13 protein-coding genes are annotated in these 16,525 nt (G+C 37.9%); 6 read left to right on the top strand and 7 right to left on the bottom strand.

Features of this window, described 5'->3' with window-relative positions:
* Positions 1-18: 18 nt before the first annotated feature.
* Entirely contained in the window at positions 19-1,437 is a 1,419-nt protein-coding gene (locus PL9214_RS01555; protein ID WP_139294930.1) for an SMI1/KNR4 family protein, read from the bottom strand.
* A 516-nt stretch (positions 1,438-1,953) separates the two neighbouring features.
* On the opposite strand from PL9214_RS01555, the gene PL9214_RS01550 reads away from it, so the two are divergent.
* Both PL9214_RS01550 and PL9214_RS01545 read left to right on the top strand, forming a co-directional pair.
* Entirely contained in the window at positions 1,954-2,274 is a 321-nt protein-coding gene (locus PL9214_RS01550) for a DUF433 domain-containing protein (RefSeq protein ID WP_072717090.1), read from the top strand.
* 7 nt (positions 2,275-2,281) lie between these two features.
* A complete protein-coding gene (locus tag PL9214_RS01545; protein WP_072717089.1) occupies positions 2,282-2,641 on the top strand; it encodes a DUF5615 family PIN-like protein in 360 nt (119 codons plus the stop codon).
* Here the strand turns inward: PL9214_RS01545 and PL9214_RS01540 are convergent.
* The gene (locus PL9214_RS01540) at positions 2,638-2,877 is read right to left on the bottom strand and encodes a type II toxin-antitoxin system HicB family antitoxin (RefSeq protein WP_186440278.1); all 240 of its coding nucleotides are present in this window, start codon (positions 2,875-2,877) and stop codon (positions 2,638-2,640) included. The genes PL9214_RS01545 and PL9214_RS01540 overlap by 4 nt on opposite strands.
* Positions 2,878-3,115: 238 nt before the next feature.
* Here PL9214_RS01540 and PL9214_RS01535 point away from each other — a divergent pair, with 238 nt between their 5' ends.
* Entirely contained in the window at positions 3,116-3,295 is a 180-nt protein-coding gene (locus PL9214_RS01535; RefSeq protein ID WP_072717088.1) for a CAB/ELIP/HLIP family chlorophyll-binding protein, read from the top strand.
* Positions 3,296-3,646: 351 nt separating this feature from the next.
* On the opposite strand, the gene rpoD is transcribed toward PL9214_RS01535, so the two are convergent.
* The 3 genes from rpoD to PL9214_RS01520 all read right to left on the bottom strand — a co-directional run bounded on the left by rpoD (position 3,647) and on the right by PL9214_RS01520 (position 9,444).
* Positions 3,647-4,831: an RNA polymerase sigma factor RpoD gene (gene rpoD, locus PL9214_RS01530; protein WP_072717087.1), complete on the bottom strand. Its 1,185-nt coding sequence runs from the start codon at positions 4,829-4,831 to the stop codon at positions 3,647-3,649.
* Positions 4,832-5,759: 928 nt separating this feature from the next.
* Positions 5,760-8,378 carry a M1 family metallopeptidase gene (locus tag PL9214_RS01525; RefSeq protein ID WP_072717086.1) on the bottom strand — a complete coding sequence of 873 codons (2,619 nt, stop codon included), beginning with the start codon at positions 8,376-8,378 and terminating at the stop codon, positions 5,760-5,762.
* A 169-nt stretch (positions 8,379-8,547) separates the two neighbouring features.
* Positions 8,548-9,444, bottom strand: coding sequence for an Rpn family recombination-promoting nuclease/putative transposase (locus PL9214_RS01520; protein ID WP_072717085.1), 897 nt, complete (start codon positions 9,442-9,444; stop codon positions 8,548-8,550).
* Positions 9,445-9,692: 248 nt separating this feature from the next.
* Here PL9214_RS01520 and PL9214_RS01515 point away from each other — a divergent pair, with 248 nt between their 5' ends.
* Entirely contained in the window at positions 9,693-10,859 is a 1,167-nt protein-coding gene (locus tag PL9214_RS01515) for a pyridoxal phosphate-dependent aminotransferase (protein ID WP_072717084.1), read from the top strand.
* Between the two features lie 65 nt (positions 10,860-10,924).
* Here PL9214_RS01515 and PL9214_RS01510 read toward each other — a convergent pair whose 3' ends face one another.
* Positions 10,925-11,212: an acylphosphatase gene (locus tag PL9214_RS01510; protein WP_222425188.1), complete on the bottom strand. Its 288-nt coding sequence runs from the start codon at positions 11,210-11,212 to the stop codon at positions 10,925-10,927.
* Between the two features lie 80 nt (positions 11,213-11,292).
* Between PL9214_RS01510 and PL9214_RS01505 the strand changes: the two genes are divergently transcribed.
* The gene (locus PL9214_RS01505; RefSeq protein WP_072717082.1) at positions 11,293-12,663 is read left to right on the top strand and encodes a HEAT repeat domain-containing protein; all 1,371 of its coding nucleotides are present in this window, start codon (positions 11,293-11,295) and stop codon (positions 12,661-12,663) included.
* Between the two features lie 177 nt (positions 12,664-12,840).
* Here PL9214_RS01505 and PL9214_RS01500 read toward each other — a convergent pair whose 3' ends face one another.
* Entirely contained in the window at positions 12,841-13,071 is a 231-nt protein-coding gene (locus tag PL9214_RS01500; RefSeq protein WP_083579846.1) for a hypothetical protein, read from the bottom strand.
* Positions 13,072-13,513: 442 nt separating this feature from the next.
* Between PL9214_RS01500 and PL9214_RS01495 the strand changes: the two genes are divergently transcribed.
* Positions 13,514-16,465 (top strand): EAL domain-containing protein, encoded by a 2,952-nt coding sequence (locus PL9214_RS01495; protein ID WP_072717081.1) that lies wholly within the window; start codon positions 13,514-13,516, stop codon positions 16,463-16,465.
* Positions 16,466-16,525: the final 60 nt, after the last annotated feature.

The following is a 16,525-nucleotide window of genomic DNA, read 5'->3' as shown; positions in this document are numbered from 1 at the left end:
CTATTTAAAAATCCTTGATTAACTTTCCTCAAGTCCTGTAAAATATATAATACGATCAAGGAGCAAAATTAACTGCAAAGAATTTTTTTCTGAGCCAAAGTCTAACTGCAAGCCATGACAAATTCCATTACGGTAAATTTTTCCTGGTATTATTGCTCCTGGCTTTGTTTTTGGTTTGTATTCATCGTATAAATTATCAACCCAATGAGGCAGTCTCTCAAGCATTGCAACTTGGCCGTTGAGGAGCTTTGAAAACTTATTTTTCCAACCATCTATTAACTGATTAGTTGCTTTCTTCATATGCTCTTTAGATAAAGAATTAAAATCCTCCGGCTCATCCAGAACATCTCTAAGCAATCCCTCTATCTGAGGTATCAGAGTTGAAACACTGAGGTAAAAGTCTTTATTCAAGTGTGCTTTTACCGCCTGTTCTAGTATTGGGTAGCGTTTGTTAACGAAAGATTCTTCCTTAGATTCTTCCTTAGATTCTTCCTTAGATTCTTCCTTAGATTCTTCCTTAGATTCTTCCTTCCAATTCCAGTTTGATAAAGTTTCGTTTATACGCTTTGGGATCATCAGCGTTTCTATAAAAAAGCTGTCTCTATCTTTGACTTGTTCAAAATCTACTAATAAAACTAAATCAGATTTAGACAACGTTGAAGTTGGTAATAACCATCCAGAACTACTAATAATTTGCTCCACTTCTGAAACCCTATTTACTTCTAGTGCATAACAACGCTCATAAATATCCTCTAAGAACTGTTGTGCCTCTTGCCATTCAGATATACGCAATTTATCCAAAATTTTCCGTCCACGTTTTATCTCTGAATAAATAGGCTCTGAGATTGTTTTTTTTATATTTTCTGATAACATCATTTCTTCACGTTGTGTAATTTCGTAATCAAGACGATATTCTAAGTTTTTAAATTTCTCTTTTTCTCTTTTAGACAACTTAAATCCTTTTTCAAAATACAATTCTTTTCTGTCAAGTAAACGTTTCCGAATATCTTTTAAAGCCTCTAGCTCAAAATTGTAACGTTTTGCATATTCTTCTCGCAGTTCATGTCCATACCAATCATCTAAACTCTGGAATTGAGCAATTTCTTGATAACTCTCATCAAGTTTAACATAATACCCATCGGTTAAACGAACAGCACTCAATCCTGTTCCCAGATGAAATAGTAAATAATTTTTTGACATTCCTTGAGAGTAGTGAAGCTCATTCACACTCTCAATATCATCTCCTAAGCTCTCATCCGCAAATGGACTAAGAATAGTTTCAGTCTCGAACAAGCCACCCCCATTCGTCTGTTTCCAAAGTTCAATTAAATCTTGAGGTAAATTCAATTGATGCTCTTGTAACCAGACTTCTAATTGATTAGATTCAATTGCACCATTCCAGACAAATAGTTGGGGATGACGTTCAGCATCTTGCATCAGTATATTATTCATTGTCTTGCTAAGAACTCCTCTAAAAAACCAATAAATGCGTAAGTATTTTTATCAAAGCGAACACCTTATCCAAGCTCATTATAAACATCCGTAACTTTGTCACCCATAAACTGTCTTTTTGGGTGAGTGAGAATATTTCGGATTAACACCTCAGCATTAAGTTGAGTTGGTTCAATACCCTGAAAAACTGAAGCATATCCTCCTGAATTGGCGTGTCCTTGTTTTTTAGCAATAGCCCTCGCCCCCTCCGTTGTTTGACCTCGAATTTTTCGAGAACTGACGACAACTTGTTCAATTTCTGCTTCTGTAATAAATAGCCACTCCTTCTCAAATTAACTTCAATGTTAGCATCTACTTCTAGGTTTCATCAAGAGCGATCGCACAAACTAACGCAATTATTGGCAATTTTGGGAATCTATGATAATATTGATTAGAGGTTGTTCAACCTTTAAGTAAAAATAAAAAGTCAACTCATCTTGATTTTACTTTATTAAATATATTATGCAACTTGAAGAATACTTTGAATTTTTAGATCCTGATGATATCCGAATCAAAGGGCATAGAATTGGCATTGATAATGTTTTAAATTATTACTTAAAAGGCTGTTCGCCAGAGAATATTTTAGAACATTTTCCTAGTTTAAATCTTGAAAAAATTTATGCTACACTAACTTTTTATTATCATAACAAAACTGAAATCGATGCCTATTTACAAAGGATTAATGACTGGAAAGAACGTCATTATCAGGAAGCGTTAGCCCACCCCACACCCCAACGTCAACGCATTCAAAAAATTATTGAAAAACGGTTAATGGACAAATGAATTATTAATGAAAATTAAGTTTTTGCTGGATGAAAATTTATCTAAACGGATTAAATCTGCGGTACTTCGGATGAATCCTGAAGTTGACATTTTATGTGTTGGTGATCCATTAACACCCCCATTAGGAACCCTTGATCCAGAAATTTTAATTTATCTCGAACAATCCCAGAGAATTTTAGTGACAGATAATCGTAAATCTATTCCCGGTCATTTACAGGAACACTGGAAAAATAACCACCAAATCTGGGGATTATTTTGGGTCAGGGAAGGAACGAATATTGGCGAGTTGGCTGAAAGTATTTATCTTTTGTGGGAAATTAGTGAGGCGGATGAATGGGTGAATATTGTTGATTGGATTCCCTATTAATTAAGCTTTCTGTCCACAAAGTTATATCTTCTCCTCGGCTTTAAAACAGCAGGTAAGGGTTGGTTTAAATCTTGATAGGCTTCAATTAAAGCTTGTAAAGCATCGGATACATTAGGAATAACTTCTTCTAACGTATCAGCTTCCGTAATTAAATTGGGTAACAAAGGACAAGTAATTGTATAACCGCCTTCGGGTTGAGGTTCTAAGATTAAGGGGAGTTTATAAATGGCATTCATAAGTTAGTCATTATATTTACAGCATATCCCTTCAATTCCTATACTAACCCACCCTACCTAAAGATAGAAATTAAGCGATCGCATCTATTCCTAAACACACCCAAAAACAGAAGAAATACAGACTATTTGTGCAATTTCCGGTTTTCTCATGTTGAAGAGATCGTAACTTGCCGTTTTTTTACAGGTTAGTTACATTAATTTACAGAACGTTACATCAAACAAAACAGGAGTAACCACCATGCAAAACACACAATTAACCAATAGCCCTGAACAACAACAGCGCAATCATTGGGACTGGGGATTTACCCCGGGTGCAGAGAACTGGAATGGCCGTTTGGCGATGATTGGTTTTCTCAGCGCGATTATTGTTGAACTGGTGTCAGGTCAAGGCTTTCTTCACTTCTGGGGTTTGATGTAATGGGATATCCCACTACATCACCATATAAACCAGAAGCACTTAAAACCGGATGATAGCCGGATTAAACAACGGAATTTAATTCGCAAAGAAGATTTTAACATAACTTGAGAGGATTGGATACAAACTCTCAAGTTTTTAATATCGAGGAAACAGAGAACAGGGAACACCAATATAGAAATTTCTGCCGAAACTCAATCTGTTTTCAAGTTTGTTTCGGCAGGTAAATATGTAACCGTCATGTTTCCATAAACGGTTTGAAAGATAGCACGCTGATTCATCCTCACGCGAAAATAATCGAAGCGTTTGTTCCTCCGTATCGGATTGTTGATACCAACCTAGAACCAAGACGCTTTAACGGATATATTCTTTCAAAATACTATTGCGGTTGGGATGGCGTAACTTTCTGAGTGCTTTCGCTTCGATTTGACGAATCCGTTCACGGGTGACATTAAAAATTTGACCGATTTCTTCTAATGTCTTCATGCGACCATCATCTAACCCATAACGCAACCGTAATACATCTCGTTCACGGGGGCTGAGGGTATCTAATACATTTTCTAAATCTTCTCTTAAAAGATTTTTAGAGACTTGATCTTCAGGGGTTTCGCCATCGGATTCAATAAAGTCTCCTAAGCGAGAATCCTCTTCTTTCCCGATGGGGGTTTCTAAGGAAATGGGAAGTTGAGCCGACTTGGCAATAAACCGCAATTTTTCGATGGTCATTTCCATACGAGTTGCGATTTCTTCTTCAGTGGGTTTGCGACCCATTTCTTGAGACAGTAACTTGGTGGTCTTTTTTATTCGAGAAATGGTTTCATAGAGGTGAACGGGTAATCGAATCGTTCGAGATTGATCAGCAATGGCCCGTGTAATGGCTTGACGAATCCACCAGGTCGCATAAGTTGAAAATTTGTAGCCTTTTTCGTGATCAAATTTCTCGGCGGCTCGAATTAACCCTAAACTGCCTTCTTGAATCAAATCTTGGAAAGACAGACCTCGATTCATGTATTTTTTGGCGATGGAAACCACCAGTCGTAAGTTCGACTGTACCATCTTATCTTTTGCCCGACGACCGATATACAGACGGCGGCGGAACTCTGGCAATCTCATATCAACGGCGCTCGCCCATTCCTGCTCATTGGGTTCTCGATGGTAATGTTCCATCAATTTTTCCCGAATTCGCTCTAGTTCCAATAAGTCAGCAATTTTTCGAGCCAGTTCAATTTCTTCATCCGCCCGTAATAATCGAATCCGACCTATTTCTTGCAGATACAGACGAATTGAATCTTCTGTGTAATGCTTTTTCTTCGCCTGAGTGCGACGTCGAGATTTAGCGGCTTTACCCGCTTTAGTCTCATCATCTTCATCCGCTATCACATCCTCTAGGATGTCTTCTTCATCAATTAAATCTTCTTCATCCGGTTCAAAATCATCCAAATCTAGGGGGGTGATGTTGCTAGGGGTTGGAAGGGGAAGAAACGATAATGTTTCTGTCTCAGGCTTTGTGGTTGCGAGTCCGTTGTTAATCTGGATCATGCCGCGTTCCTCATGCTCCTCAATTAGTAAAAATCAATCACAGAATAGAGATGTCTATCAGTAGACTATTGAACCAGTGGCATACTGTTTCAAGTTTTAACCTTTGCCCACCGAGTTACTGAGTGAATGATCATAACTCACTTCAGTCCTAACATAGGAAGACAAATATTCAAAGGTGATCATTGGATTGCGCCAAGACCTTTCCGATTGTAGCCTTTCTGACAAAAATTGTACGATTTGTCACAAAGGAGATTTGATCACCTGAATTCACCGATGGGGGATTAATCAAGTTGGGGGTTGAGTACAAAGACCCCTTTTACATCCTTATGTTTGACTGATCACATTGGGGTGATCATTTTTGTTTAGGGGATCTCAGAAGGGATATCGATATCCTGATTCACTAAAATCTTAGCGAAATCTTTTCACGTTGGGTTGTAATCCCACGAATAAATATTGAAGGGAGTGTAAATAAAGGCAAGTCACCTTAATACACCCTGGTAGAATTTGTGGTCTCAGTTGAGGCATAGATGAAGTTGTAATTCACTCAAAATTGATTGCTGAAGTTTCCCCTCAGTGATTCTAAAAGAAACGGTAAGCTTTTGCTTCTTGGAAGCATCACTGTTTGGTTTGTGTAACAGAAGGTATACAATTCAAAGGCAGTTTGGGTTGTTGGCAAGGAACTTCAGTCGGGAGTTAATCACTCTGAATCTTGCGAACAACCTGACCTTTTAGGGTTGCTCTTTATTGTAAGTTAACTTAAATCCCTGTATTTGGTGCGAGATCAAACGTTAAATCACGTTAAGTTTTTGACGTCGCCGAGTTGAGCTATTGTTCAAAAGAAGTCTTCTTCAAGGACGGTCGGGGATAGAAGGTTGGGTAAAAACCTTTTTCCTTCCCCTCATCTGTTACCCTTTAAGGTTTTAATCCTTTAATGCTTACTCGATTTACTTTTAGCTTCTAAGGTTTCCAGGCGACTACGAAGGTCTTGATTTTCTTTTTTAATTTTGTCAAGTTCTTCGCGTAGCTTTTTCAAGGCGGGTTCGGAACCGATTTTTCCCTGTACGTTTTGAATGGCTTCTTCGGCGCGACGGCGAACTCGTCCGTCTAGGGTTTGGTCGGCTAAAGATTGCAGCACATCCATCGCTTTTGGCGTTTCCATCTGTTCTAAAGAGGCGACAACGGCGACTTGAGTGAGGAAAAAGGTTTCATTAGATAATTCTTCTAAGCGTTGTAAAATTCGCTCTGTATTGGTTGGGGTTTGACCCGTAGAAATACTGCCTAAAGCCCGAATGGCAGTTAACCTCAAAGCTTGGGGAATACCGGGGGCGGTATATTTTAAAATTACGTTTAAGGCATCTTCTGAGGTTTTCATTTTACTCAGTCCTGAAATAGCCCCAGAACGCACGACTTCATTCCATCCTTCTCGTTCTTTGAGAACGGATTTTAAGAGTTTAATTGTTTGTTCAATCAGATGTTTATCTTCAGAGTGAGTGGCTGCAATTTCTCCTACTGCTGTTGCGGTTGCAGCTTCCACTAAATAACTCGCATCTCCCTTTTCTAAAAGGGGTTTTAAAACTTGATAACTTTCGGTGGTTTTCAGTTTCGCTAAACTATTGATCACGGCACGTCTGACGCGAGCATCGTCATCGGTTAAACCTGCTACTAATCCCTCAAAGACTTGATCTAATTTGACTCGAATTAATTGTTTAGCTACTTCAACTCGAACTCCCCAAAACTTATCATGTTTTAAGGCATTTGACAAGGCTTTAACAGCTTCTAATCCGCCTTTTTTAGCTAAGGCTTTGGCTGCATAAATTCGAGAAATCGGATCGGGATCATATTGCAATTGTGCCTTTAATTCAGCGATCGCATAATCTAACGTTACGGTTTTGAGAATATTATTATCAACATCAAAGCTAATAAAAGCGGGTTTTTCTTCTAAAGGAAAATAGAAGGTTTGTTCCCGTTCATGGACTCTAACGGTAAAAATTTTAAGGGTTGATGGGATTTCAGAAGCTTTTTTATCGGGTTTATATCCAAAGCCAATGGGGATTTTTAAATCAAATAAGTTTTGTTCGCTGAGTTTATCGCTGTCTTTAGCTTGAGTTTGTTTAATTGTAATTTTGGCTAATTTACTATTATTATCCCAACTGTAGGAGACTTTATATTCGGGATGTCCGCCTCGAAATACATATTGATCAAATAGGGGGAGTAAATTAGATCCGGTTGATTTTTCCAGTGCTCGTAATAAATCAATGGTTTCGACAGTTTTATGAGCATTATCTTGAACAAAGGTTTGAATTGCTTTTTGAAACAGTTCATCCCCTAATTCTGTTCTAATTAGATGATAAACACAAGCACCTTTTTCATACAAATGGCGGTCATAAAGTTCAATGGCTTCTCGATAAATATGGGTAACAATGGGACGACGATAGCGGGAACTATCCTCAGAAAAATAATTTCTCGCTTGGTTTAAACGGTAATACGCCGCCTCTTCTTTGCCATATTGTTGTTCTGTCCATAAAACTTCAGTATAGGTCGCCATGCCTTCTTTTATCCAGGCGTGTGACCAATGTTTAATGACGACTAAATCTCCGAACCATTGATGGGCTAATTCATGGGCAACTAAACTTTCTGTGTTACGATTATCTAAGGTAGCTCGTTCGTCTAATAAACAGCGATCGGTTAATAACGTTGTAGATGTATTTTCCATCCCGCCAAAAATGAAGTCATCCACACAAACTTGAGCATATTTCGGATAGGGATAGGAATAGCCAAAATATTGAGAGAAAAACTCAAGCATTTGGGGGGTTTTCCCCATACTGCGAAGGGCATCTTCTTTGCGATTTTTCTCAACATAATATAAAACTGGAATTCCATTCCATTCGTCTTTGATTTCTGCAAACTCTCCCACTGCTAAGGTCATTAAATAAGTCGGATGAATTTGTTTTTGTGACCAATGGTAAATTTTAGTTTTGCCTTTGGTTTCGCTATGAATTAATTCGCCATTGGAAATGGCTAAATATTGTTTCGGAACTTGTACCCGAATTTCTGAGGTGGCGAGTTGTCCGGGGTAGTCAAAGCAAGGGAACCAAAAGCGAGAATCTTCATCTTCTCCTTGCGTCCAAACTTGAATCGGTTTGTTAGGATAATCTTTACTTGGGCTAATAAAATACAGCCCCCGTTGAGGATGGGTGACGGAATAACTAATCACCAATTTAATTAACTGATTAACCGTTGTGGGTTGACGTAAATGAATCTGTAACTGTTCTCCATCATAGTCAAACTCTTGCTGATTTTGCTCAATTTTTACGTCTTGAATTTCTAAGTTAACGGCATCTAATATTAAAGTTTCAATTCCACTTCTAACAGGATTCAAATGTAGGGTACAAGTTCCTTGAAAACTTTGATTAGGAATATCGAGAACTAAGTCCAAAAAAATATGTTCCACTTGACCTGGACGGTCAGGATTATAATGGGGGCGAGCGCCAGGTAACTCAAAGGACTTGTGGGTATCCGTTTCCGTATCAAAGTAAAAATTCAGCATCGAGTACAATCAAACTCAAGAATAAAGGATAGCAAAACGCGCTATGCGTATCGCTTCATTATATAGCGAGTCTCAATCCCTTGTCTAAATTAGTGTTTTTGGGGTAGAGACGCGCTAACAGAGACGCGCTAACAGAGACGCGCCATGGCACGTCTCTACAGGAGACTTTTTAACTAGGAGTTTCCTGTTTTTGTCTCAATTGTTGGATTTGTTCTATACTTAATCCGGTGGTTTGGCTAATAGTTTGATCATCTAATAAGCCGATTAATTGTCTGGCAATTTCGAGTTTAGATTCTTCCTTTCCTTGTTCAATTCCTTGTTCAATTCCTTGCTTTAATGCTTCTTCTCTGGCTAATCTCACGGCTTTTTTAATCGCATTCCGTTGATCATAAATATAGATTTCCCGTTTTTCTAAATCTTCGAGTTCTTCCGGGGTTAAAGTGGTTTCGTTGGCAATGGTAAAGGCTTTTTGCAGTTCGGGAATCTGTGCCATTGTTTGAGGAACAGTTTCTAAAGTTTTAGCACTTTTAATAAAATAGATCCATTTATCGGTTAAAGTTTCTAACTCATTAATTGACGTATTAAATTTGGGAAGTTCTACAAAAACTAATTCAATATCATAAATCAGATAATCCACTAAAAACTCTTTTTCTTTTAAAACAAACCGAGAAATGACCTTATCCAGATGGGGAAACATTTCAAAATCAGTAATGGTAACGGCAATGACTGGATTTAATAAGGTGTAATCTTCTCCACTTTTTAACTGAATTGAATAAGCTTTTGCTGCATTGTATAAAATTCGTTTCTCAAATCCTTCAATATTTAATATTTGCATTTCAATAATAACCGTTTTATTTCCCGTGATTGTGGCTTTGACATCTAAATAAGTATCTTTAATCCCTCGGATTTTAGGAGCTTGATAGGGATTGAGAATCGTTAAATCTTCAATCTGGGGATTATCGGGATAAAGAATACTATTTAAAAAACTGATTAAAATATCTTTGCTATCTTCAGACCCAAATATTTTTTTAAAGGCAAAGTCTGTTTTAGGATTAATGAATCGCATATTAATTCTCCTGAAAATATAGGGTTAAATTGATATCAGTTTTTTATCAATAACCAGAATTAATTTAAAAAATTCTTGATTTTGAACCCTTAACAATTCCTCCTCAAGATTAAGAGATTAAGATTTGCTGTAGAAAAAGAGAAGCAATTCTAATACAATGTTATCATCCTATAACAACAGGGTTGCCGTTAGGCAATCTCCCTCCTAAAATCTAAATCTTGAACCAGAAAATTAGAGATTATTAAAATATGAAGCTAGCAGCGCGAGTAGAAAAGGTTCCGCCGTCTGTAACGCTGGCGATCTCAGCGAAGGCAAAAGCAATGAAAGCTGAGGGGATGGATGTCTTAAATTTTAGCGTAGGCGAACCGGACTTCGATACCCCTAAGCATATTGTTGCTGCGGCTAAACAGGCCTTGGACGAGGGCAAAACTCGCTATGGCCCAGCAGCAGGGGAACCGAAGCTCCGATCATTAATTGCTCAAACCTTAAGTCAAGAAACCGGTTTAGACTATAAAAGTGAGAATATTGTTGTTACCAATGGCGGTAAACATTCCCTCTATAATTTAATGGTAGCGGTGATCAATCCTGGGGATGAAGTTATTATTCCGGCTCCCTATTGGTTAAGCTATCCTGAAATGGTAAAACTGGTGGAAGGGATTCCCGTTATTGTTCAGACGGGTGCGGATACGGGTTATAAAATCACACCTGAAATGCTGCGTCAAGCCATTACACCGAAGACAAAACTTTTTGTTTTGAATTCTCCTTCAAATCCAACCGGAATGGTGTATACGCCAGATGAAATTCGCGCCTTAGCTGAGGTGGTTGTTGAAACGGGTATTTTAGTCGTTTCGGATGAAATTTATTCTAAGATCATTTATGATGATGCCCAACATTTAAGTATTGCAGCGGCTCATCCTGAAAGCTATAAATACACCTTAATTAGTAGTGGTTTTGCTAAATCCTTTGCGATGACCGGGTGGCGCATTGGCTATTTAGCGGGAGATGTGAATATTATTAAAGCGACAACCCGGATTCAAAGTCATAGTACCTCTAATGTTTGTACATTTGCTCAATATGGTGCGGTTGCTGCGTTAGAAAACTCTCAAGATTGTGTAGAAGAAATGCGGTTAGCGTTTGCCAAACGGCGAGAGGTTATGTTTGAGTTATTAAATGCAATTCCGGGGATTAGTTGTCTAAAACCGGATGGCGCATTTTATATGTACCTCAATATTAGCAAAACTGGTTTAACGTCTGTTGATTTCTGTAATCTCTTACTAGAAGAACAACAGTTAGCCGCCGTACCGGGTCAAGCTTTTGGAAATGATGACCATATTCGTTTATCCTACGCAACGGATTTAACCACCATTGAAAAAGGAATTAAACGTTTAGAGGAGTTTGTTAAGTCTAAAATTTAGAGGAATTCAAGAGGGGTGTTAGAAGTTGGATATTGTTGCTTGTCGGTCAACCTTCAACACCCCTGTCAATATCGAATCTCAAACCCTTGTAAACCCTCTGGTTCTTCAAAATTAATGATCACGTCCCTGGGTTGAGAGGATTTTGGCCCCTGATAACACCATTGAATCATTCCATCCACCCTGTTTTGATTTCCTTCAAAGACTGCTTCGACTCGACCATCCGCGAGATTTCTCACCCAACCCTGAACTCCTCGCTCAATGGCTTGTTTCTGGGTGTAGTAGCGATATCCCACCCCTTGCACTTGTCCCGATACAAAAACGTGAGCGCGAACGATAACAGATTTAGATGGCATTTGCATTGACGAATGAAGATAAGCGACATATACATATCTTGAGAGATTATATTCATTTTGGATTGAATAGGAGTGATTTTATGGTTTGGGGCAATTTAGTGGTGATGTTAATTATTGGGGTTGTGGTTGGGGTGGGAATTGCCTATCTGGTGTTTCAACAACAGAACTCCAAGCAAAAAGAAGGTATAGAAGAGAGAATTCGTCGGGAACGGGAGGAACAGGAAAAATCCCATCAGATTCGTCAACAACAAACAATTCAACAGTTACAACAGGAACATCAAAACCAACTTCAGCAAATTAGACAAACGGTAGAAACTGAATATCTCGTTGAACGGGAACAGATGGGGGTGCAGTTACAGGAAAAGGATTCTCAAATTCAACAGATGAGTCAATCCCTGGCCGCATCTGAAGCTCAAGTTACAGAACTTAATCAAGGGTTGACTCAGTATCAAACCCTTGTGGAACAACTGACGGCTGAATTGCAAGCAACTCAAGCACAGGTTGAGCAACTGAGTCCATCTTTTGTTGAGGAAGAGGTTGAGTCTTCTATTGGGGTAGAAGAAGATGCAACTCCAGCAGTAGAACTAACCCTGACGTTACCCGAAACACCAGAGGAAAGTTCTTTTGCTGAGGAGGAAGTAGCAGAAACATCAGTGACTCTAATTGAAGTGGAATCGCCTACGGTTCCAGAAATTATTACTGAACCTACAGCTTTAGAATCTCCTACGGTTCCAGAAATTATTACTGAATCTACAGCTTTAGAATCTCCTACGGTTTCAGAAATTATTACTGAACCTACAGTTGTAGAATCTCCTACGGTTTCAGAAATTATTACTGAACCTACAGCTTTAGAATCTCCTACGGTTCCAGAAATTATTACTGAACCTACAGTTGTAGAATCTCCTACGGTTCCAGAAATTATTACTGAACCTACAGTTGTAGAATCTCCTACGGTTCCAGAAATTATTACTGAACCTGCTATTGTTAAAGCAGAAAAAATCACATTACCCCCAACAAAAGCAACTTCAGAAGAACAATTAATTGATCAGATTCTGGCCATTGGAACATCGGGAAACTTAGCGGCAATTAACACCTTAACAGGATATGTTCAACATCCTAACGCTCAAGTCCGTTATTCCATTGCAGCAACATTAGGAAAACTCACAGCTTCTCGTCGCCTGAGTCGGGAAGTACAACAAATCATTCCGATTTTGACTCGCCTAAGTCAAGATCTTGATTCCCGTGTTCGTCAAGAAGCGGTAATTGCATTAGGAAATATCCCCTCTCATCAAGTTATTCCGATTTTGCAAAAGGCATTACGAGATCCTCAAACTTCTGTTGCACAATCTGCTAGTATTGCCTTAAATAAATTCAAGGTTTATCGCGTTCGCCCTAAATCTCAACCTAAATCTTTAATGTTGAGAAAACCCAATATATCTAGGAATCCTTAATAAGTTGTGGTATTCTATTGTAGGGTTTTGATATACAAGTTAAACCCCTACAGTTTTGTTTTATTTAGTTATAACTTTATCGTTTCCCTAGCGATGGGGAATAAAACATAAAGTTTGGATTAGTGTCAACCGTTAACTTAATTTTAGGAAACAGCTATGAAATTTCAAACCCCCTTATTAGCAATAGTCAAGCCATTTTTCGGGATAACCGACATAGATCATCATCTTGTCCAACTTGTTTAAAGCCTGTTTGCGAGTGGGCTCACTCATCCAGGGATTTTGTTCTAAGTGCCGTTTAAATTCTGCTTTAATATTAGCGACCATTTCCTCTGCTTTCGCTTTAGTTGCAGGCGGAAAATATTGTTCAACAAAAAGTTGGGCTGTGGGATGATCTAAACTTTTTCTAATTTATAGGAAAAATTAAGCTTTAAAACTCTTTTTTGTTATTTCTGAAGGGAAATCTATTTCTAAGTCCCGTTATAACCCCAAGGAAACAATATGATATGAATTAGCTTAAGATGTGAGTTAGATCACTGACAATTTTAAGATTATAGTAAGATTAAAATTTTACAAATTAATTTCAAATAATCTTTATTTTTTAACAAAAAATATTAAATTCAGAGAACGTTATACTAAAATATGAGATAGAATTGACACTTCTCCCCAAAATTATCTAAATTATCAATTAATCATTCAAGATTCCTAGAATCTGGATTCCTACAACCTTGTCTAATGTCCTCTGCTTTTGCTTTAGGCGAAATCTTGAAAGATTGATTATTATTATTGTTACACTTCCAACCGACTCAAAGGATTGGGAATAGAACTCTTAATTTAATTCTATATTGATGCAATGCAAAGAAAAACACAAAATCTTCAAACCTTTGTCCTTAAAGGATCTGCCCTAGGATTCTTAATTTTGGGTCTGTTAATTTTCCTAGGAAGTTTATTTCCTTTTTATTTTCGCCTCAAACCTCACGAAGAACCCCCCGTCCTATTAGAACATCAGGAGCAAATTTTGCCTCCCCCTTCTGAGGAAAGTGATGATGATCAAACAATTCATGCAGCACTCTGGACGACCGCCAGTATTTTAATGGGGGTAATTGCAATGGGTGCAAGTTACCTCGTGCTAATGATTCGTCCGCTTATGAATCAAATGCAGGCAGAAATCCTGGAACGTCAAAAAGCCGAAGTTGCCTTAGGCAAAGAAAAAGACTTTACTCAAACTTTATTTGATGCTAATCCTGCCTTTTTTATTGTCTTAGATGCCGATGGAAAAGTGCAACTGATGAATGATATGATGCTAAAAACTTTGGGTTATGACTTAGAAGAAATTAAGGGAACTGATTATACAGCAACGTTTGTTCCCCGTCGCAATGGTGATTCTTTACCCTGGGTTTTTGAATTGATGATTCAACGCCGTTTACCGATTCGTACTGAAGAACGAATTTTAACCAAAGACGGTCAAGAATTGATTGTTGAATGGCATGGTCGGGCAATTTTTAATGAAGAAACTGATGAATATGAATATTTTGTCGGTGCGGGATTAGATATTACAGAACGCAAACGTGCAGAAGAAGAATTACTCCTCTTACAACGAATTACAAAAGAAGTCAGTGTCGCCTGTAATTTTGAGTCTGCTTTAGAAGTAGCATTGCGATTAGTCTGTGAAACAATCGGTTGGGAATTTGGGGAGGCTTGGGTTCCCCACCCTTACGGAAAGTATCTTGAATGTAGCCCGATTGGATATAATCGAGGAGAAAATTTAGAAGAATTTCAACGCCTGAATCAACAGTATATATTCCAACCCAATCAAAGTCTCACTGGACGCATTTACTCTTCTCAACAACCGGAATGGATATTTGATATAGAACAAGAATCACCCGATCATTTTGCGCGTAAAGAAATTGCCATCAAGTTTGGACTTAAAGCGGGGTTTGGTGTACCTATTGTTGTTGATGATAAAGTTTTAGTCGTTTTAATATTTTTTACAATAACGAACAAGCAGGAAGATAAACGATTATTGAATTTAATTTCTTCCATTGCCACTCAGTTAGGAACCGTATTTCAACGGAAACAAGCAGAAGCAAAATATCGTAGTATTTTTGAAAATGCAGTTGAAGGCATTTTTCAAATTAGCCGCGATGGAGAATATATCCGAGTTAATCCAGCTTTCGCCACAATTTTAGGATATTCGTCTCCAGATGCTTTAACCGGAAATAACTCATTTATTCGAGAAGTGTTTGTTCACCATCAAGAATTTTATCAAATGATTGATTTACTGAATCAACACCATGAAATTTATAATTTTGAAGCCCAGGTCTATCGTCATGATCATAGCGTGATTTGGATTTTTGCCAATGTGAGAGCAATTTTAGATGGAAAAAAACAGCATATTTTATATTATGAAGGTTCAATTGTTGATATTACCAGCTTTAAGCAAACGGAAGAAAAACTTCGTTATAGTGCCTCCCATGATTCTTTAACAAATTTATGGAATAGAGCCTTTTTTATTGAACGACTTAAACAGGCTCTTATTCAATGTCAAGAACAACCCGGCTATCATTTTTCCGTGTTATTCCTAGATTTAGATGGATTTAAGTTTATTAATGATAGTTTAGGGCATGGAAGCGGGGATCAATTATTAATTGAAATTGCCAAACGGCTCAAAGTTTGTTTAAGAAATCAGGATGTTTTAGCCCGATTAGGGGGGGATGAGTTTACAATTTTATTAGAAAATGTGGGTTTTCCAGAAGAAGTCAAAGAGATTGCTGAACGAGTCCAAAAGTCTCTCAAAAAACCCTTTAATTTGAACGGAAATCAAATTTTTACCGGGAGCAGTATTGGCATTGTTCACAGTTCCTCAGAATACCTGTTACCTTCAGAAGTGTTACGCGATGCTGATACCGCCATGTATCGAGCAAAACAGCAAGGAAAAGGCTGTTATGTCGTGTTTGATGCGACTATGCGAACCGATGCTTTAAGGCGGTTACAGTTACAAACGGATCTACGTTGGGCGATTGAAAAAAATCAATTTCAACTCCATTATCAACCGATTATTAATTTAGAAAATGGGGAAATTTCTGGGTTTGAAGCATTATTGCGTTGGCAACATCCCCAAGAAGGTTTTATTTCTCCGGCTGAATTTATTCCTGTGGCGGAAGAAGCCGGATTAATTGTTGATATTGGGGAGTGGGTTTTACGACAAGCTTGTCGCCAATTACGCGAATGGAAACAGAAATTTAATTGCCATCCTCAATTAAGGATGAGTGTTAATTTATCGGGTCAACAATTTACATCGGATTTAAGTCAAAAAATTGATCGGATTTTGACAGAAACGGAAGTAATGGGATCGGAGTTAAAATTAGAAATTACAGAAACGGCAATTATGTCTGATCCTCAATTGGCGATCGCTACTTTAAATGAACTCAAACATCGAGAAATTAAACTCTGTATTGATGATTTTGGAACCGGATATTGTTCCTTGGGATATTTACATCAATTTCCAGTGGATGTTTTAAAAATAGATCGTTCTTTTGTTAGTCAAATGTTCTTAGATGAAAATAAACGTGAATTGGTTAAAGTCATTGTGGCTTTAGCCCATAGTTTAGGGATGGATGCGATCGCAGAGGGTATTGAATCCCAAGAACAATTATATCAGTTAAAATCCCTGGAATGTCAATATGGTCAAGGCTATTATTTCTCCAAACCTCTCAACCCTCAAGAAGCCGAACGCTTATTAAATAAATCTTCAATGGCTGAGAAATTTCATCGCCAAGATTCAAGCGTTTTACTCAAAATCTAAACGGTTCAGTTCACTCAATTCACAGACTCTATTGGGTTAAATTGTCCGTTTTACAGATGG

It is taken from the genome of Planktothrix tepida PCC 9214, assembly GCF_900009145.1.
In the GTDB taxonomy this organism is placed as follows: domain Bacteria; phylum Cyanobacteriota; class Cyanobacteriia; order Cyanobacteriales; family Microcoleaceae; genus Planktothrix; species Planktothrix tepida.
This window is presented reverse-complemented; position numbering and strand designations above follow the sequence as displayed.

Excerpts from the sequence above, each read along its gene's own strand:
- PL9214_RS01555 (WP_139294930.1), bottom strand. The coding sequence starts at position 1,437 with ATGCAAGATGCTGAACGTCATCCCCAACTATTTGTCTGGAATGGTGCA.
- PL9214_RS01550 (WP_072717090.1), top strand. The coding sequence starts at position 1,954 with ATGCAACTTGAAGAATACTTTGAATTTTTAGATCCTGATGATATCCGA.
- PL9214_RS01545 (WP_072717089.1), top strand. The coding sequence starts at position 2,282 with ATGAAAATTAAGTTTTTGCTGGATGAAAATTTATCTAAACGGATTAAA.
- PL9214_RS01540 (WP_186440278.1), bottom strand. The coding sequence starts at position 2,877 with ATGAATGCCATTTATAAACTCCCCTTAATCTTAGAACCTCAACCCGAA.
- PL9214_RS01535 (WP_072717088.1), top strand. The coding sequence starts at position 3,116 with ATGCAAAACACACAATTAACCAATAGCCCTGAACAACAACAGCGCAAT.
- rpoD (WP_072717087.1), bottom strand. The coding sequence starts at position 4,831 with ATGATCCAGATTAACAACGGACTCGCAACCACAAAGCCTGAGACAGAA.
- PL9214_RS01525 (WP_072717086.1), bottom strand. The coding sequence starts at position 8,378 with ATGCTGAATTTTTACTTTGATACGGAAACGGATACCCACAAGTCCTTT.
- PL9214_RS01520 (WP_072717085.1), bottom strand. The coding sequence starts at position 9,444 with ATGCGATTCATTAATCCTAAAACAGACTTTGCCTTTAAAAAAATATTT.
- PL9214_RS01515 (WP_072717084.1), top strand. The coding sequence starts at position 9,693 with ATGAAGCTAGCAGCGCGAGTAGAAAAGGTTCCGCCGTCTGTAACGCTG.
- PL9214_RS01510 (WP_222425188.1), bottom strand. The coding sequence starts at position 11,212 with ATGCCATCTAAATCTGTTATCGTTCGCGCTCACGTTTTTGTATCGGGA.
- PL9214_RS01505 (WP_072717082.1), top strand. The coding sequence starts at position 11,293 with ATGGTTTGGGGCAATTTAGTGGTGATGTTAATTATTGGGGTTGTGGTT.
- PL9214_RS01495 (WP_072717081.1), top strand. The coding sequence starts at position 13,514 with ATGCAAAGAAAAACACAAAATCTTCAAACCTTTGTCCTTAAAGGATCT.